Genomic DNA, 23,964 nt, shown 5'->3' on the forward strand with positions numbered 1-23,964 from the left:
CACTAATCCCCCTAACATGGCGAGCGTCGCAAGGCGCGCCCATCTTAGTTTCGAGTTGGAGCCAGTCACTAATGAGAAGGTTAGCGTGTTTACTAACCTTCTTTGCTGTTTCCTTTTCTTTCTCTCTTTCGGTGGCAGCAAAAACATCAGGCTGCTTTGATAACAAACGCTTCTGCTTTGAGCTTACCCCTTCGTCTTCTTCACTTTATCTGGTGACAGTGCAAAGAAAAGTGGTACTGCCCGTGGCCCTGACGTTGTATTCAGATACGCTGTTTCAAATACCAACGGGCGAAGATGCGTTACAGTCAAAAGCGCACGTCAATGCGTTTTTAAGTACTGATGAGGCAATACCGCTTGGTGTAGTAAAAGACACCCACGCATTTTGGCAATCAATGCGTGTGAAATGGACGGTAGGGCGCATAGATGCTACGCACGATAACGCTTACACCTATCTATCTCCCCTACAACCTGCTGGTGAATACCGCATTGTTCAGGGCTTTAATGGAAGCTATAGCCATTCAGGGGCGTCACGGTATGCGTTAGATTTTGCCGCCCCTGTGGGCACACCGGTTCTTGCGGCGCGCGATGGCGTAGTGATAGATACCAAAGATGACGGTAACCAAGGCGGCCCCTCTACGCGTTTTGCTAAACACGCTAATTATGTTGTCATTTTGCATAGTGACGGCACCACCGGCGAGTACTATCACTTAAAATATAAAGGCGTTGCGGTTTCAAGAGGTCAAAGCGTGCAGCAAGGGCAACTTATTGGTTATAGCGGCAACACGGGGTTTTCTTCTTTGCCCCACCTTCACTTCGGTATTTATGTGGCTAAGTTCCATGGCAAATATGTAAGTGTACCTTTTTCTCTCACCAAGACGTCTACTGGCAACACACGCTGATACCTCTAAAGAACGCAGCATGTGGCGGTTTTACGTAAAAACACACCTCAAACTTTGCGCCGAAAACACCTGATTAGACCAGTATTTTGCTGCGAAATCTTTATCTATCACTATAATCAGCAATTAACACTGTAGACGAGAAATTTAATTGGCTTTTTTTCGTGCAACTGTCACAAAATTTTGTTGAAATGGCAATAACAGTGACTTTTTCCCGAAGATAGCAGCAAACTAGATGAATATTTTGTTATTGAATGGCCCTAACTTAAATATGTTAGGCCAAAGAGAACCCGACAAATACGGCACGCAAACCTTGCAAGACATCGTTGATGATTTGCAGGCGCAGGCTGAGTCGAGCAACGTGACCTTAACGCATTTTCAGTCAAACGCGGAGTTTGAACTGATCGATCGCGTGCACGCTGCTATGGGTACTGTTGATGCCATTATTATTAATCCTGCTGCCTTCACGCACACCAGCGTCGCCCTTCGCGATGCATTATTAAGTGTCAATATCCCGTTTATTGAGGTGCATTTGTCGAACGTTCATGCCCGTGAACCGTTTCGTCACCATTCCTATTTTTCTGATGTTGCAGCTGGCGTCATTGTTGGCCTTGGTGCCATGGGCTACTCGCTCGCGCTTACTGCAGCAATCAATTTACCGAAATCGCAAAAATAAAGCAGAGACAGAACATGGATATTAGAAAGATTAAAAAACTCATCGAACTAGTGGAAGAATCTGGCATTGCCGAGCTAGAGATCACTGAAGGCGAAGAGTCTGTACGCATCCACCGTGGTCCAACGGGTGTTCAAGCGCCAATGAACTACAGCTTTGCAGCACCAGCGGCACCGCAAATGGCACCTGCTCCAGCAGCGGCAGCTACCACTGCGTCTGAAGCGCCAGCTGAGCCAGCACAGCCAGAGGGTCACGTTGTTAAGTCTCCAATGGTAGGTACTTTCTACCGTGCTTCTTCACCAACTGCAAAACCGTTTGCAGAAGTTGGTCAGCAAGTAAAAGTTGGCGACACGCTTTGTATCGTTGAAGCGATGAAGATGATGAACCAAATTGAAGCAGATAAAGCAGGCGTGGTTAAGGCAATCTTGGTTGAAAACCAAGACCCTGTAGAGTTCGACCAGCCAATGTTCATCATTGAATAAGCGAGTGCTTAACTATGCTAGATAAAGTACTTATTGCTAACCGTGGTGAGATTGCCCTGCGTATTTTGAGAGCCTGTAAAGAACTAGGCATCAAAACCGTAGCCGTGCACTCTACTGCGGATAAAAACTTGAAGCACGTGTTGCTGGCTGACGAATCAATTTGTATTGGTAAAGCATCAGCAACCGAAAGCTACCTGAACATTCCACGCATTATTGCTGCGGCAGAAGTCACTAACTCTATTGCTATTCACCCAGGTTACGGTTTCCTAGCGGAAAACGCAGACTTTGCGGAAGCGGTAGAAAAGAGCGGCTTTATTTTCATTGGCCCTAAAGCTGAAACTATTAACCTTATGGGTGACAAAGTTTCTGCTATCAATGCCATGAAAAAAGCAGGCGTGCCATGTGTACCTGGCTCTGACGGCCCGCTAACTGACGACGTAGAGCGCAACAAAGCTATAGCTAAGCGCATTGGTTACCCAATCATCGTTAAAGCTGCAGGCGGCGGCGGTGGTCGTGGTATGCGCGTGGTTCGCAGCGAAGCTGAGTTGATTAAAGCCATCGAAACAACACAAGCGGAAGCGGGTGCTGCCTTTGGTAACTCAACGGTTTACATGGAAAAATTCCTTGAAAACCCACGTCACGTCGAAATTCAGGTACTTGCTGATGGCCAAGGTAACGCCATTCACTTAGGTGAGCGTGACTGTTCAATGCAGCGCCGCCACCAGAAAGTAGTGGAAGAAGCCCCAGCACCGGGTATTTCTGAGCAAATGCGTACCAAGATTGGCGATCGTTGCCGCAAAGCCTGTATTGAAATTGGCTACCGCGGAGCAGGTACGTTCGAGTTCCTATATGAAAACGGCGAATTCTATTTCATAGAAATGAATACCCGTATTCAGGTAGAGCACCCTGTATCTGAAATGATCACTGGCGTTGATCTTATTAAAGAACAGCTTCGCATTGCAGCGGGTCAGCCACTATCAATTGATCAGTCGCAAATTCAAATTCGTGGCCACGCCATTGAATGTCGAATTAACGCAGAAGACCCTAAAACCTTTATTCCTAGCCCTGGCCAGATTGACATGTTCCATGCGCCAGGTGGTTTGGGTATTCGTTGGGAGTCGCATATTTACGCGGGTTACCACGTACCACCATACTACGATTCAATGATTGGTAAGCTTATCACTTACGGTGAAAGCCGCGACGAAGCGATTGCTCGTATGCGCCATGCTCTTGAAGAGATTGTGGTTGAGGGTATTAAAACGAATATTCCGCTTCAACGCGCCATTATGGCCGACGAAAACTTCTTCGCTGGTGGAACAAACATCCACTACTTAGAGAAGAAACTAGGTTTAGCCTAATCCCCCTTTGGGCTACACGCTGTATTTTTGTGTAGCCCAATTTTCTTATAGTTCGCTATTCGCTATTCGCTATTCGCTATTCGCTATTCGCTATTCGCTATTCGCTATTCGCTATTCAGCAAATTCTAATTTTCCGATTACCACAATCAGTTTTTAACGATTTTTTTATTCAAACGCCCACTCTATACTGCGTACAAGTTTTAAGACATCTCCCTTAAGACCACTCCCTTTTTTGTGTGTTTTACCACTCATTGGAGTCCCACTCCACTTATTGCCGGCAACCTTGCCGGCTTTTTTTTCGCTTTTTATCTACATAGCAAAATTTATCTGTCCGAAAAAGTTATGATTGATGTATAAACTGATTAACTGGAAACGAGAAGGGAAATTGCGTGAGGGTAATCTCTATTTTTATTTGTGTATTCTTATGCGGCTCGCTCTCCGAGGCTTGTGCTGAAGACATCACGCCTTCGTTCTCACAGAAACTCGATATCCAAGTGCGTTACGATAATCGCTCCAATCGCCCTAGCCGTGAACAATATCGATTGCGTTACTATCCATCGCTCTCCCTCACTTCTACATGGTCAGTAAACAGTTTTATTGTTACTGGCGATGACTTTTCATCTAGCCACAATACGTTTGGTAGCGACACAACCGATTATCTTTATGCAAGACGACTGTACCTCAGGCATGAAACAAATGCGGGCAAAACTGAACTAGGCATTATTCCCACTTATAAAGGGCGAGTTTCTTCAACAGGCTTGTCGAAAGATGGATGGATTACTGGCATTCGCCACGTGAGAAAGCTGCAAAACAACACTGCTCTTGAAATAGTGGTTGGACAACTGGCGAATGCCGAAGCTTCCGAGGCGTTTAACGTTGGTGAAGAAGATGAATACTTTGAGGTTGAATATTCGGCAAAGATGGGGGAACGACATAGCTATGAAGCCAGTTTTGAGCGAATGTTAAACGGCACATTCGCCCGCGCTGAATATCGATTCCGAATAAATGAAGAAGACACTGCTTTTGTTGAACTGGTTCAGCGCACCGACGAGAGTGCTGCGAAAATAGTAGTGGGTACTAGCGGCGAGTTTATTATGAACGCGTTTAATACAGCATATCCCGTCGAGTATTTTGCGTATTACTCATATATAGATAGTAGCTTTGGCGAACGCGCCGAATTAATTGAAGATTTCCTTGGAACAGGCCACGGTGGCTCAGTAGAGTTTGGTGGAGTGCTTTCAGAAAAGCGGGACATCGAGTGGTTTATAAGGGCTGATGTGGTTGATAGCATCAGCCGGTTACTGGCAGGGGTAAAACTTTCTTTCGAAAGTTAAGCAGAACCGAATTGGTGGGCCATAATAAAAAAGGCCCACTAATGAGTGGGCCAAACAGCAAGAACGCGTACACACTTTAACAGTGCATAGTGAATTACGGTTTATCGACAAACAGAGTTCAGTTATCGCAGATTACGTATTTTTAATCTTAACAACTTTCAACGATATTTAGGTTTTATTACAATTTTGCGGTGTTGATAGGAATTATCTTCATTTTATTTTAAGTGTTTTACCCGTTAAGAAAAGGTGTTTTTGTGCCAAGCCGCTACGCTCAGTTCAAAGAAAAACTTCCCATTTCTCGACTCTCAGATGAAGCGCTTCTAGCGTTTCGTGTCCTCTTTGATGATCCCCTTGATATAGTAGACTTAGCTCAGGATATATCTGACTTAACGCTCTACCCTGAACGCCTGAAAGACAGTTACAGGAAAGAATGGGAAGCGTACGTGATCAAGGCGCTGGCCTTTGAAATAAGGCAGCATAATGACCTTTCACCAGCAGAATTCATTGAATTAATGATGAAAAAAGTGGAAGCCGTTCAGCAAAATGATGAAACCTATCAGAATTTACTGCGCCAAGTCCATCACGCAAAAAGCATTACCCAATCTAGTAATACCATCATATTCCCTACTCCGTTACGTCAGCAGCTAACCGCATTCCTCTTACCGATAACAACAATGACGCATCCTAAGAAGTAGTGTAGAGCAGCCTTCGCTAAAGGGGCTCTACCGCCCCCACGCGCTGATTGGGTACACTACTTATTGGCACTTTTGTATTTATACTGTGAAGGACAATACCCTCTGTCTACACCTTCAGGTCGCAAACTAGCGTGCTTAGTTTTTCTGCCCGATACACGCTCTCGCCAGTTTTTGAAAGTTTTCTGTTTGAGGTTTTTGCGCATAAGCTTTATTACGTCTTTTTCTGGCAGCCCGTATAAACGCTCAATGGCTTCAAACGGCGTGCGGTCTTCCCACGCCATTTCAATTATTCGTGATTCTTGTTCTTCAGTTAATGCCATTTCTTACATCTCAATATGCGTGTTTAACCCCACTACATACTTATTTTCGGCTCATTTTGTTCAGTTCAACTACGCTAAAGTTCCAAACAATTAGTGGCCGACTTAAACGCTCACTTGCTCATCGTCTTTTTCAAACGCTAGCTTCAACAACTCGGCGGCGGCTTTCGCATCGCTCAGCGCGCGGTGATGCTGCTCCATTTCTATGTGAAAATGCTTTGTTAAGTTTGCCAGCGAGTAAGAAGACAGCCCAGGATAGGTGCGACGCATTTCGCGAACGGTACACATTTTGGGTCGCCTGAAACTCTGCTCTAGTCTTGCAAACTCTTGCTTAATGAACCCGTAGTCAAAGTTTACGTTGTGAGCAACGAACACAGCGTCTTCGGTGAAATTTGCCACGTGCTCCGCTACTTCAGCAAAAAGCGGGGCATCTGCCACCATGTCATCCGAAATTCCAGTAAGGCGGGTAATGTTGCTAGGAATTCGGCGCTGCGGATTTAACAGGGTTTGAAACCTGTCCACCTCTTTCCCACCAACAAGTTTTACCATACCTATTTCGGTAATCCGGTTGTAGCTGCTGTTTCCTCCCGTGGTCTCTATATCTACCACAACATAAGGCTGTGCTGGGTCGCGTATCCATTTCACTGTTGTTACCGCAACGTCAAATCCAGCTTGCTGCAAACGTTGAATTGAAACCAGCTGATTTCGGCGAAGCTGATCGCCAGGCGCTTTGATTTCTTCAAAGCGAAGTGCGCCGTCAAATACCATGATATCGGGGAAGCCATCTCGGAGGCTCTCAAAGTCTTTGCACATCATGCGAAGTAAAGCATAAATCGAATCTAGCGAACCATGCTCAATTAGCGCTTCTATAGGCGTAAGCAAATGACTAGACCACATAAACAGGCTATTCACTTTGCCATAGTGCATCGTGGCCATTTTGTGAATGTGAAAACGCAGTTTTTCTTTGCTATCAAGCGCCTGTAACAACGCTTCAATACTGTGTTCAAACTTGGCGTAAAAGTTATTCTGTTTAAGCGATAACGGTCTGCGATCAAACTCAGTAACCAGCGTGTCTTCTTCGTAAAGTTGCTTCCAAAAGGTAAGGCCGAACAAAGTGCGCCATAATCGGTTTTCCGTGCGCCAGCCTTCAATGCCGTGCCTTGCATAATGCGCCAGCACACCACGCTCAACCTGTTGGTTTTGGCTTACGTCAATATCCAGTGTACGGCTAGCATTGCGAAGCATGTCGGTAACCGTGCTGGTGCGTTTTTTGTGGTATTTACGGGCATAGAAATCTTCTGCAAATGCTAGCAGCGTATCCGATTGCGGATTATCAATTATCTCTTCAAGGGTCTGTTTAACACTATTTTCATTTCCGTCCTTGTAGTTCTCTCTTAACCACTTTTCTTTTGCCTTATCGCTTTGCGCCGCTTTCAATACTTCTAGCCCTTTCGCTCTATCAAACATCAGCACTTTTAGACCTAGTGCATAGAGAAACTGGTCGCGATAAAAACATGCCGACACACCTTCTGTAATGGGCAGTTCACCTTCGGCAATGGCAAGCAACATATCATCGTTATAAAAAGCTAACTGGCTGTAATGGTTGGCGTAAAACCATGACGCTTGGGCGTCGCTTTTAGTTTCAAAACGCGCCGTATCCGTTACGGAATCAGAACGGGTTCTCATTACGCCTAAATCGCGCATAGAAAACTGATTTAGGCGGCTTTTGGTGTTACCAAAATAGATAAACAGCAAATAGCGAAGTGCATCGTCGAACAAGCACACTAAGTAGTTATCTAGCGAAAAACGCTCTGGCCAGCCTCTAGCTTCGATATGTTCATTAAGCAACGTCACGAGTTTAGGCTTGGTGAGAGATGCGAGCCCCTGAATACTGCCGTATTCAGCAAGTAGCTCAAGCAGAGCATCTTTGGTCAAGACACCTGCGATGTCATTAAGCGAAGCGTGGGTAAGGTCACCAAACCAGCCGTTGTCGGTAAGCCAATCTATTTGCTCTTGTGGCACAGCGATTTCGCTATAATTGAACTGCGTCCTGTCAATCACTGCGTACTTGCGATTTGCAGCGCGCACAACAACACACTGTTTGTCATCGTCTAACGCTTTAAAACGCCTAACAAAGTCAGTGGCTTCGTCACTTAGAAGCGCTCTGCTAGCACCCTCAAAGAACCCAAGGAACTCGTGAAAGTGTGTAAGGTAATAACGTGGCGGTAAATCTTTTCGCATGAAGTATCTTTGGCTGTGAAAACACCAGCAGTGTATATTTATACAGCCACGCGAATCAAATTAAATCCTCCGCGATTGGTTATCACATCTGCTGCCAATAGTGCACAGCGTGTACTTTTACACGCGTACGCGCTGTTTAGACACCCAATGAAAGAACGAAGAAAGCTGCGCATCTGCCAATAAACGCTGCAAATTGAAGTAGTGTTTGGCCAACGTCATCTCATCATAAAATCGATGTATACCGCTGTGACATTGTCTGCAAATGTAAATGCCGTCCTGAAGCTCCGCTTTGCTAAAGTGCTTTTTAAAATAGGTACGCCTGTGCATTTTTCGCGGGATAAGATGATGGTAAGTAAGGCGAGTTTCTCTATTACAGCACGGGCATTGACCAACTTTATTTGCCACAAAGTCACCTTTTTCGTCTATCACATCTATTATTTGTGAAACCAATTTTCTGATTACTCATAAGCGTCAAATAGCAGTCTTGCCCTTTTCTCTAAAAATCAGATACAAGGGGCGTGTCTAAAAGAAAATCCACTCGTCTTTGCATTACGTAACAAATAGCATTAGTGATTACAAAGGCATTTAAATATGAGTTTAACTCGTTCCATGGGCTTTTCCTGTCCTTACTGTATGGCTCCAAATGATGTTGAAATAGATGAAATTAACGATGTTGACCAAGTACAAGTGCTCGACTGCCAAGTGTGTTGTCAGCCCATTGAGCTTACTGCTTATCAGCACGGTGATGACATTCAGATAGAGGCAGAAAGAGAGAATGACTAAGCAGTTTACCCGCGGTGATATAGACGCCTTTGCACAGCGCTACCGCGCAAACCTAATTAATAGTTTGTCTGGTTTTAAATCGGCGACTTTGGTGGGTACAACAAACGGCGTTACAAACAATTTGGCTATAGTGAGCTCTATTGTTCATGTCGGTGCAAACCCGCCTCTCATTGGCATGATCATGCGTCCACATACCGTCACGCGAGATACGTTAAGCAATATAAAACAGCAGGGCTTTTATACGCTAAATCACGTGGCTGTTGACTGGGTCGACAAAGCCCACCAAACATCAGCCCGCTATGCGCCAGATGAAAGTGAATTTGAAGCCGTTGGGTTAACCGCGCAGATCAGTGAGTCCTTCAGTGCGCCGTATGTCAAAGAAAGTGAAATTAAAATGGGCTTAAAAGTAGCACAGCATTTTACTTTGCTTAATGAAACCGAAATGGTTATCGGCGAAATCCAGGAGCTCTACGTTCCTGAGCAAATAATAGATTCAGACGGCTATGCTGATATAGAGCAAGCGCAAACGGCCTGTATCTCAGGCCTAGACAGCTACCACAGCACACAACGAATTGCGCAATTTGCATATGCAAAGCCCGATGTAAAGTTAACCGTGAAGTGAACTAATAAACTGTCCAGCGGTCTTATATTCAATACTTATGATTGTAACTCTGAAGTTTATTTAATCTGGATCAAGCGAAAATGCGACATTTCGTTCGATCTTTTTTCAAAAAGAGATAGTATTTAAACATGAAACAAAACCTGCCTCTTTGGGCAGGTTTTTGCGTTTAAGGCACTGAATAAAAAAGAATCATTATCGTTTCTATCTCTTAAGGAGAATGTTATGAAATCTGTAAATCGCCGTGACTTTTTAAAGCTTTCTGGCTCGACGGTTATCGGTCTTACATTAGGTGGTGTAGCGTTACGTGCTCAGGCTCAAGAACAATTGAGTGCTGATGACCCTACTGCAAAAGCACTGAACTACACACCGTCGTCAACTGTTGAAGGTGCAAAATGCGCAAACTGCATGTACGTGCAGGGCGCCGATGGCGAACAACACCGCCCTTGTAACATTTTCCCTAATAAGCTTGTTAACGCTGATGGCTGGTGTAGCGCTTGGGTGAAAAAGCCTGGCTAACCAATCGAAAGAAAAGACGTTCAAAAGCCCTTGAGTTAAACCAAGGGCTTTTTTCGTTTCTGTTGAGGCGAAATACGATTATGTATCCTCATTTCCCGCTAGCGAACTACGTCAATTCCGTCTTCGATACCTTTCAACGCTGGGTTGTCAAAACGTGTAGGCAGAAGGCCAGGCTTAATGAAGAAGCCGTGTTTTGCTTCAAAGACTCTACCTATTTTCAAAACACTTTCGTCTTGCCACTTACCACCAATAAAACTAATTCCCACAGGAAGATCTTTTACTTGTCCGGCAGGCACTGTGAGATGCGGATAACCAGCGATGGCAGCCAAATACCCTATACCAATAAAGCCGGCTGGCGAATGGTCGCCGTATACTCCGTCGATAAGAAATGATGGACTGTTCGAGGGCGCAACCAATATATCAACGTTGTGTTTTGCTAATAATGTATCGATACCGTTCTTGCCTGCAGTGTCTTGAATAAGGCGCAGCGCATTTTGATACTTTTCACTGTTAATGGCTGTCGACGCGAGCGACTTCTCGAATATATCTTGGTCGAATAACGCTAACTCGCGTTCTGTTTTATTATTAAACGCGATGAGCTCTGATAAGTTCCTAACAGGAAGCTCTGCTGGCGACGTCGACAAGTATTCGTTGATGCTATGATGAAACTCGCTAAGCAAAACATTATAAGAGTCGGCCCAAAAAGAATCTGGCTGAGAGAAGTCACTGATGTCCACCAACGTAGCGCCCGATGCTTTTAGCTGATTCAACGCCCTTTCATATACGGCGAGTACATGAGGATTATCGCCTTGGCGGTACCTAACCACACCAATTCGCTTACCTTTTAAATCTGTAGCCAGCATTGAAGATGTTGGCATAGAAGGGCGGTGAGACTCTGCGTCTAGTGTCGCGTTATCGCTTGCATCAGGGCCCGCCATGATTGCCGTCATTAGCCAGGCGTCTTGAACGTTAGACGTAATTGGTCCTGCGGTGTCCTGACTGAAAGAAATAGGCACTATGTGAGTTCTGGAAAGCAAGCCCACGGTTGGTTTAAAGCCGACTACCCCGTTTATGGATGCCGGACAAATAATAGAGCCATTGGTTTCGGTGCCCACGGCAAGTGACGCGAGGCGAAGTGACATGGCAGCGCCCGAGCCCGATGACGAGCCACAGGCACTTCTTGATAGCATATGCGGGTTTCGGGTAAGCCCGCCAACTGCACTCCAGCCGCTGATAGAGGATTCAGAGCGAAAGTTTGCCCATTCAGACAAATTGGTTTTACCCAAAATAATTGCCCCTGCCGCTTTCAGTTTTTCTACGATAGGCGCATCGCGACCAGTGTCATTAGCAATAAGCGCCATTGAGCCGGCTGTGGTGGGCATCTCTTTACTTTCTATATTGTCTTTTAGCAGCACGGGAATACCTGCCAGAGGGCCAAGCGTCTCGCCATTCGCTAGTCGTTTATCGATGGCCTTCGCTTCGGTCAGCGCGTTAGGGTTCAACGCTAAAACGCTATTTACCTTTTCATCTAGCCGTTCGATTCGCGCAAGATAACCGCTAACGAGCTCAGCAGATGTCGTGTCGCCACTCGCAATAGCTTGCGCCTGAACGTGAGCAGGCTTATCTAACCATTGCTCAATCTTATCTGTATGATTTGCTTGAGACACGCATGCAGTGCATAGCACGACTACGGCCAGCAAAAAACCCTGTTTCAACATAAACCTTTCCTTAACGTATGATCCTAGCGCCTGTTACTCCTTCTTATTATGCAGCTTTTGACGGCAATAGAAGGTAACGTAATGTTAGTTTCTTATACGTTGAATCAGAAATAGTTCACTGTCTAAGAATTATTTTGCCGTTTCCGCTACGGGAAGCTTATGAAGGAGGTTATCGAGCTTATATTCATCAAGCAGTAACTGATACCGCCCATCTTCAATAAATAGCCGAAGGGTGGCGTTGAACTTGGCTCTTAGCGCTGGGTCGGGGATTGCAGCACTGTAAGGCGATATAGGAAAAAGCTCATGAAAGACGGTTGCGTCTTCGGCATAAGCACTGTTTGCAGATTTGAAGTAGTTGAAAATATTTCTATCGAGAATGGCAACATCGACACTGCCGCGCATCAGCATGTCCACTTGACGATCTTGTCGTGCCATTTCTAAATAGGTAGTTTGCGATGCGAGAGTTCGCCCAAAGTCCTCACCTAATACCGATTGAGCGGTTTGAAAAGCAATGACGCTTTTACCTTTCAAGTCGTCGATACTGTCTATCGTCAGTTCTCTGTCTGCGCGTGTTACCACGACGTTCTGATAGATAATATATGGCTCAGTTAAAATGCTTTGATCGACTATGTGTGCAGGATTAAGGGTAAGTCCAATGTCAACGGCGTCATCTTTTAATAACCTTGCCGTACGCCCGAAAGGAACATAAATAGGCGACAATCCATATCCCATTTCAGCAAGGATCGCCCGCACCAAGTCAACTTCAAAGCCGGTGTGTTCTTGTGAAATAACGTATGGAGGCTTGTTCCAGCCCACAACCACATCTAGCTCTTTCGCGCTAAGCGGTATGATAAAACACAGTAAACAAACAGCAGATAAAAGTGCGCGCATACAACAGATGAACCAAACTATAAATTAAACGATACCCTTCTCATAATATAAACTTATATTAGAATTTCACCAGTCGACAAAAGGTTAGTTTTTCTCGAGGCTTACGTAATCAATTGAGCAGCCAAGTTTTATTGGGTACTTGAGAGCCTGTTGAGAACCAAAGTGGTTAGATTTGATCATGCCTCTGTAAGCATCGCGTTTTCATTTACTGAAAGCTTTTCGCCTGCCTGCATTTTGTTTACTGCCAAGCAAAGGTACAATAATGAGTAAAGGTCTCAACGATTGATAAATATGGCTTGGCTACAACTTCGAATTAATACCTCTTCTGAACATGCAGAATCAATAGGTGACATGCTTACAGCAAACGGCTCACAAGCAGTTACCTATGTGGATGCGAAAGACACCCCCATGTATGAGCCCAAGCCGGGTGAAGTGTTACTGTGGCCCGATACACAAGTCGTCGGCTTATTTGAAGCTGATGCAGATATGAAAGGCATCCTTCAGCGCTTGGGTAAAGCCAAAGTCTTGGGCCCTGATTTTAAATATAAGCTTGAGCCACTTGAAGACAAAGACTGGGAGCGAGAGTGGATGGATAACTTCCATCCTATGCAGTTTGGCGAGCGCTTGTGGATATGCCCAAGCTGGCGCGATGTTCCCGATCCAAACGCCGTTAACGTAATGCTAGATCCTGGGCTTGCTTTTGGTACCGGCACTCACCCTACCACAGCGCTTTGCTTGCGCTGGCTTGACGGCATAGAGATGACGGATAAAACCGTCGTCGATTTTGGCTGTGGCTCTGGAATATTAGCGCTGGCTGCGTTGAAATTGGGTGCTAAACGCGTCATCGGCATTGATATCGACCCACAAGCGCTACAAGCAACAAAAGAAAATGCACGACGCAACGGCGTTGAAGACCGTTTGGATGTATACCTTCCTGAAGACCAGCCTGAGCTTGAAGCCGATGTGGTGATGGCGAATATCTTGTCAGGTCCATTACTAGAACTTCAAAGCGTTATTACAAACTACTGCAAGCCAGGCGGTTTGTTAGTTCTTTCTGGTATTTTGGCGGAGCAAGTTACGCGCATAGAAGAAGCGTACGCTAACGATATTACTCTTGAACCCAGTGCGATTGATGGCGAATGGGCGAGAGTGTCGGGCAAAAAACACTAAGTTTGAGTGATAAACCGACCAGTCGGTGAAAATTACGCCCAGTTAGAATAGTGTGTTTTCGGTCAACCACCTCAAAATTGCGACGAAAATTTGTACGACAAAGCACGTTACCGCCTAATTAATTGTTAATTTTTTTCACATTACAGCCCTTTCAAATCGGGGGCTGTAAGACTTTCGTACAATATTTAAACTAAAAATCGACGTTAGCTTACTAATGTGACAGATTTTTTTCACTGTCAAGACCACGGAGTGAAATTTTGTGCGATTTTTAGCCTTTTCAAGCCTTGCGAAAACACGTACACTTAGCGCCCCGTTTTAGCCGGGTGTATATTTTCTGTGCAGTTTTAGATGGCGAGCTATACATTTTATAATGCGAATTGGACCTTACGAGTTAGAAAACAATTTGATGTTGGCCCCCATGGCTGGCGTAACAGACAGACCGTTTCGCCAACTTTGTAAGCGCTTAGGTGCAGGGCTTGTTGTTTCAGAAATGCTTTCGAGTAATCCGAAAGTTTGGAACACAGCTAAATCACAAGCGCGTATGAATCATGAGGGTGAAGAAGGCATTCGCTCTGTACAGATAGCTGGGGCTGATCCTGAGCTTATGGCTCAAGCAGCACAATTTAATGTTGAGAACGGTGCGCAAATCATCGATATCAACATGGGTTGTCCTGCTAAAAAGGTCAATAAGAAGCTAGCAGGTTCTGCATTGCTTCAATACCCAGACACAGTGGAAGCGATTATTAAAGCAGTAGTTAATGCTGTTGATGTACCCGTGACACTAAAAATTCGTACCGGCTGGAACCCAGAAAATCGCAATGGGGTAGAGATTGCCCGCATTGCAGAGCAAAACGGCATACAGTCGCTTGCTGTTCACGGCAGAACACGAGCTTGTATGTATAAAGGAGAAGCTGAATACAGCACCATACGTCAAATAAAGGCGGCAATTTCAATTCCTGTTATTGCAAATGGTGATATTACTTCTCCAGAGAAAGCACAAGAGGTGCTGAATTACACCGGTGCAGATGGCGTAATGATAGGTCGCGGCGCGCAAGGTAAACCTTGGATATTTAAGCAAATCCAACATTATCTTGAAACGGGCGAGAACCTACCAGCACCGCCGCTGTCAGAGTTATATGAACTCTTGCATGAGCACGTAGCCAATGTGCAGGACTTTTATGGCGACATAGCCGGTGTGAGAATTGCCCGTAAGCACGTGGGCTGGTATCTCGCGGAGCACGATACGGATCGTCAGTTTCGTAAAACGTTTAACGCTATCGATGATGCGAATGAGCAACTCGATGCACTAAATGCATATTTTCAAGCGCTGCAGACACGAGAAACCCGACAGATTTCTCCCGCAGCATAGTGATGACTAACTTAAGAGCAACACAGTATTATGTTCGATCAAAACGTGACTTCACCTTTTACTACTACAGTAACTACGCCTTCACAAACGCAAGCTCAAAAGCCACTGCGTGACTCTGTAAAGCAAGCGGTTAATAAGTACCTTAAGCAATTGGATAACGCAAACATCGATAACCTGTACGAAATGGTACTGGCTGAAGTTGAAGCGCCGCTGCTAGAAGAAGTCATGACTTACACACGCGGCAATCAAACCCGCGCTGCCATCATGATGGGCATCAACCGTGGCACACTTCGCAAGAAGCTTAAGCAATACGGCATGAACTAAGATTCCAAGGGCTTTGCCCACCAAAGAGCACCAATCGGTGCTCTTTTTGTTTCAACACTACAACATTAGAAACTTAAAATTTATGCAAACACCAAAACCAATTAAACGTGCTCTCCTTAGTGTCTCTGATAAAACCGGTATCCTCGATTTCGCGACAGCGCTGCATAACGCTGGCGTAGAACTTCTGTCGACGGGCGGTACTGCTAAACTTCTCGCTGACGCTGGCTTACCTGTTAAAGAAGTGTCTGATCACACAGGTCACCCAGAAATTATGGCTGGCCGCGTTAAAACCCTTCACCCGAAAATTCATGGCGGTATCCTTGGTCGTCGCGGTACCGATGAAGCAGTGATGGAAGAACACAGCATTGCGCCGATCGACCTTGTGGTGGTTAACCTTTACCCGTTTGCTGCTACCGTGGCAAACGAAGACTGTACGCTAGAAGATGCGATTGAAAATATTGATATCGGTGGGCCAACGATGGTTCGCGCTGCAGCGAAAAACCATAAAGATGTCACTATTGTTGTTAATGCGGCGGACTACTCTCGCGTGCTTGCAGAGATGAACGACAACAATGGCTCGTTAACGTACAACACCCGTTTTGACCTTGCGATTAAAGCGTTTGAACATACGGCCGAATACGACGGCATGATTGCAAACTACTTTGGTGCTCGTTTAGACAGCACAGGTTGTGAAGCAGACTGTGACCACCAGCACAGTGAATTCCCACGTACCTACAACATGCAGCTTACTAAGAAGCAAGACCTTCGCTATGGCGAAAATAGCCACCAAGAAGCGGCATTCTATGTTGAAAACAATGTTCAAGAAGCGTCTGTGGCTACCGCTACTCAGCTTCAGGGTAAGGAACTGTCATTCAACAACATTGCTGACACGGATGCGGCGCTTGAGTGCGTAAAAGAATTCGAAGAGCCAGCATGTGTAATCGTTAAGCACGCTAACCCATGTGGTGTAGCGATTGGCGAAGATATTTTAAGTGCCTACGACCGTGCGTTTAAAACTGACCCAACGTCTGCATTTGGCGGAATTATCGCGTTTAACCGCGAGCTTGATGCGAAAACGGCGCAAGCAATTGTTGACCGTCAATTTGTGGAAGTCATTATTGCGCCGACAGTAAGCGATGAAGCGAAAGAAGTAGTAAGTGCGAAGAAAAACGTACGTCTTCTAGCATGTGGTGACTGGGCTGGTCAGCTAACTGAAGGTTATGACTTTAAGCGCGTAAACGGCGGTTTATTAGTACAAGAGCGCGACTTCGGCATGGTTGAAATGGAAGACCTAGAAGTTGTGACTAAGCGTAAGCCAAGCGAAGAAGAACTACGCGACCTGATGTTCTGCTGGAAGGTAGCAAAGTACGTGAAGTCAAACGCAATTGTTTACTGCAAAGACGGCATGACAGTGGGCGTAGGCGCAGGCCAAATGAGCCGCGTTTATTCTGCGAAAATTGCGGGTATTAAAGCTGCCGACGAGAACCTTGAAGTAGCAGGCTCTGTAATGGCGTCTGATGCATTCTTCCCATTCCGCGACGGTATCGACGCTGCAGCTGAAGCAGGTATTAAAGCAGTAATTCAGCCAGGCGGCTCTATGCGCGACCAGGAAGTCATTGACGCAGCTGACGAACACGGCATTGCTATGGTGTTCACGGGTATGCGCCACTTCCGTCACTAATAAGTATTTACGCAATACCTTTTAGTGCAGGCTTAGTGAGGGACACCAACACCTAAGTTAAACACGCAGTAAAGTGGCATTTAGTGGCTTTACTGTGTGTTTGTTATTTTTCCTTAACCCTTTTAAATACGCAGACTCGAGGTCATTTGCTTGGTTGTAGTGAAATCTCATCGAAGCGACAGAGTTGCGAATTATTCTGCTAAGGCGTAAGTGCAAATAGGGGTTAGCTGATAGGCTTGATCTGACCCGTGGTAATTTGTAGTAATAGTGTTATGTTATTCGCCTACCCTCGACAGAAAAAGGAAATAAGAATGAAAAAGTTAGCCCAATATGTGTTAGCCGCAACCCTAGGTGTAAGTGCTACTTATGCCAGCGCAGATGCGATTTCTGATGCCGCAATGAGCGATATCCGCTCTGCTAGTGCAAAAGTACGCGATGAGTACCGTAATCCTCAGCAAACACTGCGCTTTTTTGGCCTTACCCCAGACATGACTGTGGTAGAAGTCTCTCCAGGTGGTGGTTGGTACGCCGACATCCTTTATTCTGTTGTAAAAGATAACGGTAAGTATGTAGCTGCTCACTTTTACGTTGATGATGAAACCAGCGGTTACTTTAAAAAATCGGTGGAAGGCTTCAAAGAAAAAATGAAACCGGGCATGAAGTACGAAGGTGCTGAGCTTACTGCATTCGACCCAATCAAAGCGTTAGATATTAGCGACGCAGGTAGTGCCGATATGGTGCTGACGTTTCGCAACGTACACAACTGGTATATGCGTCACGGAGACGAGGGTATCGACAATGCATTTGGCGCATTTTTCAAAGCGCTTAAGCCAGGTGGCGTACTGGGCGTAGTGGAACATGAGCTTCCTGAAAGCGCAGATGATGAAGCAATGAAGAAAAGTGGCTACATGAAGCGCTCTTATATTGTGGCTGCCGCCGAAAAAGCAGGCTTTGTGCTTGAAGCAAGCAGCGATGTCAACGCCAACCCAATGGATACTGCCGACCACCCGAAAGGTGTGTGGACGCTACCTCCACGTTTGGCGCTAGATGATCAAGATCGCGAAAAATACATGGCGATTGGCGAGAGCAATCGCATGACCCTAAAATTCACCAAACCAAAATCATAAAATTAAACACTCAAAACGGAACAGTTAATGAACGTACTTGTAATTGGCGGCGGTGGCCGCGAACACGCGCTAGCGTTTAAAGCAGCGCAGTCTTCTGATGTTTCAACAGTATTTGTAGCACCTGGCAATGCCGGCACAGCTACAGAACCTAAGCTTGAGAACGTAGCTATCGATGTAAATGATATTGCTGGCTTGGTTTCTTTTGCTCAAGGTAACGATGTTGAGCTTACTATTGTAGGCCCAGAAGCGCCGCTAGTTGCAGGTGTTGTTGATGCGTTCACAAACGCTGGTTTAATGATTTTTGGCCCCACTCAAGCTGCCGCGCAGCTTGAAGGCTCTAAAGCTTTTACCAAAGACTTTTTAGCTCGACACAATATTCCTACGGCTGAATACCAAAACTTCACAGAAATTGACCCAGCTATTGCCTATGTTCGCGAGAAAGGCGCGCCGATTGTAGTAAAGGCTGACGGTCTTGCTGCGGGTAAAGGTGTTATTGTTGCAATGACTCTTGAAGAAGCGGAAGACGCTATCCGCGACATGCTGGCAGGTAATGCGTTTGGCGAAGCCGGCAGCCGCGTAGTTATTGAAGAGTTTTTAGACGGTGAAGAAGCGTCATTCATTGTCATGGTAGACGGTAAGAACGTACTACCTTTTGCCACCAGCCAAGACCACAAGCGTGCTGCTGACGGTGACAAAGGGCCCAACACAGGCGGAATGGGTGCATATTCTCCGGCTCCGGTTGTAACGCACGACATTCACGACCGTATTATGCAAGAAGTGATTATGCCAACAGTTAACGGCATGGCTGCTGAAGGCAACGACTACGTTGGCTTTTTATATGCTGGCCTTATGATTATGGCCGATGGCACTCCAAAGGTAATCGAATACAACTGTCGCTTTGGCGATCCGGAAACCCAGCCAATCATGCTGCGCTTAAAGTCTGACTTGGTTCCACTTTGCCAAGCAGCGTGCAAAGGCGAACTTGCTGGCAAAACGATTGAGTTTGATGAGCGCGCGTCGGTAGGTGTTGTGCTTGCCGCTGGCGGCTATCCAGGCAGCTATGATAAAGGCGACGTGATTACTGGTTTTGAAGAAGCTGCTAAGTTAGACGGAAAGGTTTTCCATGCAGGCACCGCCCTTCAAGATGGCGAAGTGGTAACCGCAGGTGGCCGCGTACTTTGCGCTACAGCTTTGGGTAACAGCGTTACCGAAGCCCAGCAAAAAGCCTACGAGCTACTTAAAGCCATTCAGTTTAAAGATGTGTACTACCGCACTGATATTGCGCACCGTGCGATTGCGCGTGAAGCTGAAGCCAAGTAGCCGAAAGCCTCATAGAAAGTGCTAAATGAACGCAGCTTAACGCTGCGTTCTTACATCATTACGAAAAGCCAGGGGTGAATTCTACGCCCCCCACTTTTACTCTTACCTACTCTTACCACTTACTCACCATGCTAACGTGCAGCAAAAGCAGAAATCGTAGTTTCCCAGCTACATATCACTGCTTAACCTGATACTAACGCTCAACACAAAAGAAAACTCGCGCTCAGTACATAAGCAATAAGGTATTGAATTTCACATTGAGTCTGATTTGGTACTTGCCGATAGTACTGTATACATTATAAATCTTTAATTTGCTGGCTCTCTCCATATGTTGCAGCGCATACAAGAACCTGTATGGTATTAATATCAATCCGCATAGATGATTAACCACTTAGCGAGATTTAATAAGCTCAGGTAGTCCGCTTAAAAAGCGTATTATTTCATTCTAATAAAAGAGGTATCACCTGATGTCGAACACTAAACTTATTGCTGTGTTGCTTGTAGCAGTAGTGGCGAGTACCGCAGCGTGGTTCGCCTTTTTTGCCAAAGAATCTGCTCCAGACTTTACTGCTTATGCCGCAGGCCCTGACCGAAAAGCGGCATTTTTTGAGTATTTCACTCCTATTGTAGTCGAGGTGAACAAAGAGCTAGCCACCGATAGAGTGCAAATTCAAAGTTCTTGCGACGCGGATGAAGCAGACAATCTAGACCAGTTCCTGACAAAGTTTCGTGTTGACGATGCTGACCTTGAACAGGAGTCAGCCTGCGAGGTGTTGTTAAGACGTGCCGACATTGTTCCTGCGTCGTTAGCAATTGCACAAGCAGCGAATGAAAGTGCATGGGGTACCTCTCGTTTTGCAAAATTAGGGAACAACTTTTTTGGTCAGTGGTGTTTCTCTAAGGGCTGCGGTATCGTTCCAAAATCGCGTGACACTAACAAAAATCATGAAGTTGCTGATTTCCGTTCGCCTGCCGACTCAGTAGAAAGCTACATGCTAAATTTAAACACCCACGATGCTTACAAACCATTGCGTAAAATTCGCCAATCCTTACGTGAAGAAGACAAGGCTGTCACCGGGGTTGCGCTCAGCTATGGCTTAGGGAAGTATTCTGAGCGTGGCGATGAATATGGAAAAGAAATACGTGAGATGATCAGTTTTAATAAACTTGCAGTGCTGGACAAGTTAGATCTGAGTAAGCAGGAAGGCGAAGCCAATTAACTCAACCAGACAGAGCGTGACGAGCTCTGTAGCACATTTATTTATCGCCAAATGGCATGGCTTTTAGTCAAGGTGAGTGATTGCAGGTTAAAAGGAGTGGCATTTTTGCGACTCCTTCCAATTACGCGCTGCAAGTCAATCAATTAAAGTAGCGACAAATTATGGTTCACTACTTTGTCAGCTTCACCTTTCCAAACACCGACGCATCTTTATACCCCAAGTTTTTATCGCCGTTTACTGGGGTGATCTCATGAGAGCCTAAAAAGTGTTCTCTGTCGCCACCATCCGCATCGCAATAGGCAAGCATAAAGCCCAGTGTCATACCTTCTTTTAAGGTGACAGGCGAATTATCTTTTCCGTGTTGATAGCTATCATCAAATACACGTACCGCTGCTTCCCAATGAATCTTATGCGGCGCCGATATATCTCGCTGCCATTTGTTCTCTACGTGATCATTGTAGAGTTGTGGTACAGCCTCTCCTGCTTCATTTGGACCTATATCAACAACCTGATTATCTAACGCTAAGTGATAGGCAAACGCATTGTAGTTATTAAGGTGATCGCCACCAGAGGCATCAGCATCAATGAAAATTTCTAAACAGTCATCATCCCAATAACGTTCAAGGGGATTGGGATAGGTATCTGAGAGGTGATCGTCTTGTATTTCTGCCAACAGATACAGCGCATCCTTGTTCCATCGCAGTTTATATCGACCAGAAAAATCACCGGACTCAGGAGCCGAGCCCCACATAAGCGACGTCATTTCATGCCAATCGCCCCCTTTCCATGCAGCGTCATTGGCTACACCATCTATAACAGGTGGCGTTGATGAAAAAAGTACGCTGTCAGACTTAGCTTGTGCCGTGGGCACAGACACAGCCACAAGCAGTGCCGAGGTTAGTACTGCCCCTAAATGTTTTGCACTTTTCAATTGGATACGCTCTTTGTTTGCTTATTTGTATTTTAAACTACCATGTTTTGACCCCATCCGCGCTTGAAAATAGCACCGAACACCTCCTTCTTTTTTAGAAGCATTACCAATTTGCAACGGTAATTGGTATAAAAAGGACATTCGTTCCCTCACCACCATGGCTATGTCATTTCAAAACGCGTGCTATCACATCCTTGCGCCTGCCAGCGAGGCTCACGAGTACAAAAAGCTCAGCAAAATATTTGATGTATTTCTTATCGCGTTAATTATCGTAAATGTTGTCGCTATGATGCTGGAAACAGTGCCGGGTATCCCTGCCATTTGGCAGTACGAACTTCATATAATCGAAGTGGTTTCAGTACTGATATTTACCGTTGAGTACTTTCTTCGTTTATACGGCAGCGCATCGGCCCCAAACCGTCCTAATCACGAACGCACAACGACATGGCAAAAGCGCTGGACCTATTTGAAAAGTCCCATGGCGCTCGTCGACCTAATGGCAATTCTGCCTTTTTACTTAAGCGTTTTCGTGGCGTTCGATTTACGTATTTTGCGAATATTTCGGGTAATGCGAATTCTAAAAATTGGGCGCTATTCGCGCTCTATGCAAACTCTCGTTACCGTATTGCGCAACGAGTCTCACAGCCTTATTGCGGCGTTAAGCGTACTTTTGTTGTTCACGATTATCGCCGCCACCTGTATTTACTATATTGAACATGCTGCTCAGCCCGATGTTTTTAGCAGTATTCCCGCTTCATTGTGGTGGGCACTCGTCACGCTGACCACGGTGGGCTATGGTGACGCCGTTCCCATAACTGCGCTGGGTAAAATATTTGGCGGCCTCATAACTATTATGGGGATCTGTTTTTACGCCTTACCAGCGGGTATTTTATCTTCTAGCTACACATCGCAGATGCAGCTTAAACGCGATAGGTTTAAAGACACAGTAAGAAGCGTTTTGGACGACGGAAAGTTGAGTGAGCACGATGTGCACCACCTAGAACATGTTCGCGCACTTCTTGATTTAGACGAAGAAGAGGCAAAGCTAATTGTGCGCCTATTGCAGCACCATCACAAACGGCTAGATGATTGATTACACGCAGGCTGGAGCGAAAGCAACTCCCAAGAATCGAGTGGTAAGCGCTTATACCTCCCCTTGATTCTTAGCTCACATCAGCTTATAACTAGTACCCGTCATTTCCAAAAAGAATTCCTATGTCTGTCAAACACCCTATTATTGCTATAACAGGTTCTTCTGGCGCGGGTACTACTACCACGACCAACGCTATACGTCATATTTTCAGGAACTTAAGTGTTAATGCTGCGGTTGTAGGAGGCGATAGTTTTCACCGTTTTACCCGCCCGGAAATGGAAGTGGAAATTCGCAAAGCCCAAGAACAAGGCAGACATATCAGCTACTTTGGCCCTAAAGCCAACGACTTTGAGCTACTGGAATCCCTGTTTAGGGAATACGGCAGCTCGGGTACAGGACAGTTTAGACAATACCTTCACACGTTCGATGAAGCCGTGCCTTTTAACCAAATGCCCGGCACCTTTACACCTTGGCAAGATTTACCCAAAAACACTGATTTGCTGTTCTATGAAGGTTTACATGGCGGTGTAAAAACGGAAGAAAATGACGTAGCAAAACATGTAGATTTACTGGTCGGCATGGTGCCGATTGTAAACTTAGAGTGGATTCAAAAAATTGTACGCGACACCACTGACCGAGGACATTCTCGTGAAGCGGTAATGAGCAGCATAGTGCGAGGACTGGACGACTATTTCCACTACATCACGCCACAATTTTCACGCACCCACGTTAACTTCCAGCGCGTACCAACCGTTGATACCTCCAACCCCTTCAGTGCACGGGAAATTCCAACCCAAGATGAAAGCTTTGTGGTTGTGCGCTTTAGACGGGAAATGAAGACTGTGGACTACCCCTACCTCCTTCAAATGATCGACGGCGCGTTTATGTCTCGCATCAACACCTTGGTTGTACCCGGCGGAAAGATGGGCTTAGCCATGGAGCTCATTTTAACTCCGCTCCTTGAAGACATCTTAAATAAAAAGCGCAGAGCTGGTCATCAGATGGATTGGTTGAGCAGCGACGAGTAACCCCAATATACATCGCTTCTATAGGCATATATTTAAAACAGTAAGTCGTAATGGCTCATGCCCTGCGTCAATCTAGGTTCTATTCGGAAACTTTCTTGGTTTAGCTTCTTGATTTAGTTTCTTGATTTAGTTTCTTGATTTAGTTTCTCGACCTAGTTTTTGACACAGCAGGCTC

24 protein-coding genes are annotated in these 23,964 nt (G+C 45.6%); 18 read left to right on the forward strand and 6 right to left on the reverse strand.

Translation table 11 applies throughout. The features are described 5' to 3' along the window. Positions 1-71 precede the first annotated feature (71 nt). The 6 genes from MHM87_RS03025 (at position 72) to MHM87_RS03050 (ending at position 5,438) form a co-directional block, all read left to right on the forward strand. Complete coding sequence (locus MHM87_RS03025; protein WP_239257741.1) at positions 72-899, forward strand: M23 family metallopeptidase; 828 nt, start codon at positions 72-74, stop codon at positions 897-899. Between the two features lie 232 nt (positions 900-1,131). Further along, complete coding sequence (gene aroQ / locus MHM87_RS03030) at positions 1,132-1,572, forward strand: type II 3-dehydroquinate dehydratase (RefSeq protein WP_014999994.1); 441 nt, start codon at positions 1,132-1,134, stop codon at positions 1,570-1,572. Positions 1,573-1,586: 14 nt separating this feature from the next. Then, the gene (gene accB, locus MHM87_RS03035; protein WP_039221534.1) at positions 1,587-2,051 is read left to right on the forward strand and encodes an acetyl-CoA carboxylase biotin carboxyl carrier protein; all 465 of its coding nucleotides are present in this window, start codon (positions 1,587-1,589) and stop codon (positions 2,049-2,051) included. Positions 2,052-2,065: 14 nt separating this feature from the next. Continuing rightward, positions 2,066-3,409: an acetyl-CoA carboxylase biotin carboxylase subunit gene (gene accC, locus MHM87_RS03040; RefSeq protein ID WP_014999996.1), complete on the forward strand. Its 1,344-nt coding sequence runs from the start codon at positions 2,066-2,068 to the stop codon at positions 3,407-3,409. A gap of 389 nt (positions 3,410-3,798) precedes the next feature. Further along, complete coding sequence (locus tag MHM87_RS03045) at positions 3,799-4,743, forward strand: hypothetical protein (protein ID WP_239257742.1); 945 nt, start codon at positions 3,799-3,801, stop codon at positions 4,741-4,743. A 254-nt stretch (positions 4,744-4,997) separates the two neighbouring features. Beyond that, on the forward strand, positions 4,998-5,438 hold the full coding sequence (locus MHM87_RS03050; RefSeq protein ID WP_061487017.1) for a hypothetical protein: 441 nt from the start codon (positions 4,998-5,000) through the stop codon (positions 5,436-5,438). A gap of 56 nt (positions 5,439-5,494) precedes the next feature. Here the strand turns inward: MHM87_RS03050 and MHM87_RS03055 are convergent, their stop codons facing one another. From MHM87_RS03055 to MHM87_RS03065, 3 genes are all read right to left on the reverse strand, one after another. Beyond that, on the reverse strand, positions 5,495-5,758 hold the full coding sequence (locus tag MHM87_RS03055) for a TIGR03643 family protein (RefSeq protein ID WP_015000000.1): 264 nt from the start codon (positions 5,756-5,758) through the stop codon (positions 5,495-5,497). A gap of 102 nt (positions 5,759-5,860) precedes the next feature. Continuing rightward, entirely contained in the window at positions 5,861-7,996 is a 2,136-nt protein-coding gene (locus MHM87_RS03060) for an exonuclease domain-containing protein (protein WP_239257743.1), read from the reverse strand. 117 nt (positions 7,997-8,113) lie between these two features. After that, positions 8,114-8,401, reverse strand: coding sequence for a hypothetical protein (locus tag MHM87_RS03065; protein WP_230598863.1), 288 nt, complete (start codon positions 8,399-8,401; stop codon positions 8,114-8,116). Positions 8,402-8,587: 186 nt separating this feature from the next. On the opposite strand from MHM87_RS03065, the gene MHM87_RS03070 reads away from it, so the two are divergent. The 3 genes from MHM87_RS03070 (at position 8,588) to MHM87_RS03080 (ending at position 9,917) form a co-directional block, all read left to right on the forward strand. Further along, positions 8,588-8,779 (forward strand): CPXCG motif-containing cysteine-rich protein, encoded by a 192-nt coding sequence (locus MHM87_RS03070; RefSeq protein ID WP_239257744.1) that lies wholly within the window; start codon positions 8,588-8,590, stop codon positions 8,777-8,779. Next, positions 8,772-9,401: a flavin reductase gene (locus tag MHM87_RS03075; RefSeq protein WP_239257745.1), complete on the forward strand. Its 630-nt coding sequence runs from the start codon at positions 8,772-8,774 to the stop codon at positions 9,399-9,401. Before MHM87_RS03070 ends, MHM87_RS03075 begins: the two co-directional genes overlap by 8 nt. Positions 9,402-9,623: 222 nt before the next feature. Continuing rightward, the gene (locus MHM87_RS03080) at positions 9,624-9,917 is read left to right on the forward strand and encodes a high-potential iron-sulfur protein (RefSeq protein WP_014951285.1); all 294 of its coding nucleotides are present in this window, start codon (positions 9,624-9,626) and stop codon (positions 9,915-9,917) included. Positions 9,918-10,015: 98 nt separating this feature from the next. Here MHM87_RS03080 and MHM87_RS03085 read toward each other — a convergent pair whose 3' ends face one another. Together MHM87_RS03085 and MHM87_RS03090 are read right to left on the reverse strand one after the other, a co-directional pair. Beyond that, positions 10,016-11,635 (reverse strand): amidase, encoded by a 1,620-nt coding sequence (locus tag MHM87_RS03085; RefSeq protein ID WP_239257746.1) that lies wholly within the window; start codon positions 11,633-11,635, stop codon positions 10,016-10,018. Positions 11,636-11,764: 129 nt separating this feature from the next. Next, positions 11,765-12,526 carry a transporter substrate-binding domain-containing protein gene (locus tag MHM87_RS03090; protein ID WP_239257747.1) on the reverse strand — a complete coding sequence of 254 codons (762 nt, stop codon included), beginning with the start codon at positions 12,524-12,526 and terminating at the stop codon, positions 11,765-11,767. Positions 12,527-12,817: 291 nt separating this feature from the next. Between MHM87_RS03090 and prmA the strand changes: the two genes are divergently transcribed. From prmA to MHM87_RS03125, 7 genes are all read left to right on the forward strand, one after another. Continuing rightward, the gene (gene prmA, locus MHM87_RS03095; RefSeq protein ID WP_239257748.1) at positions 12,818-13,696 is read left to right on the forward strand and encodes a 50S ribosomal protein L11 methyltransferase; all 879 of its coding nucleotides are present in this window, start codon (positions 12,818-12,820) and stop codon (positions 13,694-13,696) included. Between the two features lie 370 nt (positions 13,697-14,066). Beyond that, positions 14,067-15,065, forward strand: coding sequence for a tRNA dihydrouridine synthase DusB (dusB, locus tag MHM87_RS03100; RefSeq protein ID WP_014951289.1), 999 nt, complete (start codon positions 14,067-14,069; stop codon positions 15,063-15,065). 30 nt (positions 15,066-15,095) lie between these two features. Then, positions 15,096-15,389, forward strand: a complete 294-nt coding sequence (gene fis / locus MHM87_RS03105; RefSeq protein WP_012520109.1) for a DNA-binding transcriptional regulator Fis — start codon at positions 15,096-15,098, stop codon at positions 15,387-15,389. Positions 15,390-15,471: 82 nt separating this feature from the next. After that, complete coding sequence (gene purH, locus MHM87_RS03110; RefSeq protein ID WP_239257749.1) at positions 15,472-17,070, forward strand: bifunctional phosphoribosylaminoimidazolecarboxamide formyltransferase/IMP cyclohydrolase; 1,599 nt, start codon at positions 15,472-15,474, stop codon at positions 17,068-17,070. Between the two features lie 311 nt (positions 17,071-17,381). After that, a complete protein-coding gene (locus tag MHM87_RS03115) occupies positions 17,382-18,197 on the forward strand; it encodes a methyltransferase (protein ID WP_239257750.1) in 816 nt (271 codons plus the stop codon). Between the two features lie 27 nt (positions 18,198-18,224). Next, positions 18,225-19,517, forward strand: coding sequence for a phosphoribosylamine--glycine ligase (gene purD / locus MHM87_RS03120; RefSeq protein WP_239257751.1), 1,293 nt, complete (start codon positions 18,225-18,227; stop codon positions 19,515-19,517). A gap of 467 nt (positions 19,518-19,984) precedes the next feature. Then, on the forward strand, positions 19,985-20,737 hold the full coding sequence (locus MHM87_RS03125; protein WP_014977767.1) for a glucosaminidase domain-containing protein: 753 nt from the start codon (positions 19,985-19,987) through the stop codon (positions 20,735-20,737). Positions 20,738-20,906: 169 nt separating this feature from the next. Here MHM87_RS03125 and MHM87_RS03130 read toward each other — a convergent pair whose 3' ends face one another. Beyond that, a complete protein-coding gene (locus tag MHM87_RS03130; protein WP_239257752.1) occupies positions 20,907-21,668 on the reverse strand; it encodes a CBM9 family sugar-binding protein in 762 nt (253 codons plus the stop codon). A 157-nt stretch (positions 21,669-21,825) separates the two neighbouring features. On the opposite strand from MHM87_RS03130, the gene MHM87_RS03135 reads away from it, so the two are divergent. Continuing rightward, a complete protein-coding gene (locus MHM87_RS03135; protein WP_014977768.1) occupies positions 21,826-22,761 on the forward strand; it encodes an ion transporter in 936 nt (311 codons plus the stop codon). Between the two features lie 122 nt (positions 22,762-22,883). Beyond that, the gene (locus tag MHM87_RS03140; protein ID WP_014951296.1) at positions 22,884-23,789 is read left to right on the forward strand and encodes a phosphoribulokinase; all 906 of its coding nucleotides are present in this window, start codon (positions 22,884-22,886) and stop codon (positions 23,787-23,789) included. Positions 23,790-23,964: the final 175 nt, after the last annotated feature.

The sequence above is a fragment of the Alteromonas sp. Cnat3-28 genome (genome assembly GCF_022348265.1).
GTDB classification, from domain to species: domain Bacteria; phylum Pseudomonadota; class Gammaproteobacteria; order Enterobacterales; family Alteromonadaceae; genus Alteromonas; species Alteromonas macleodii.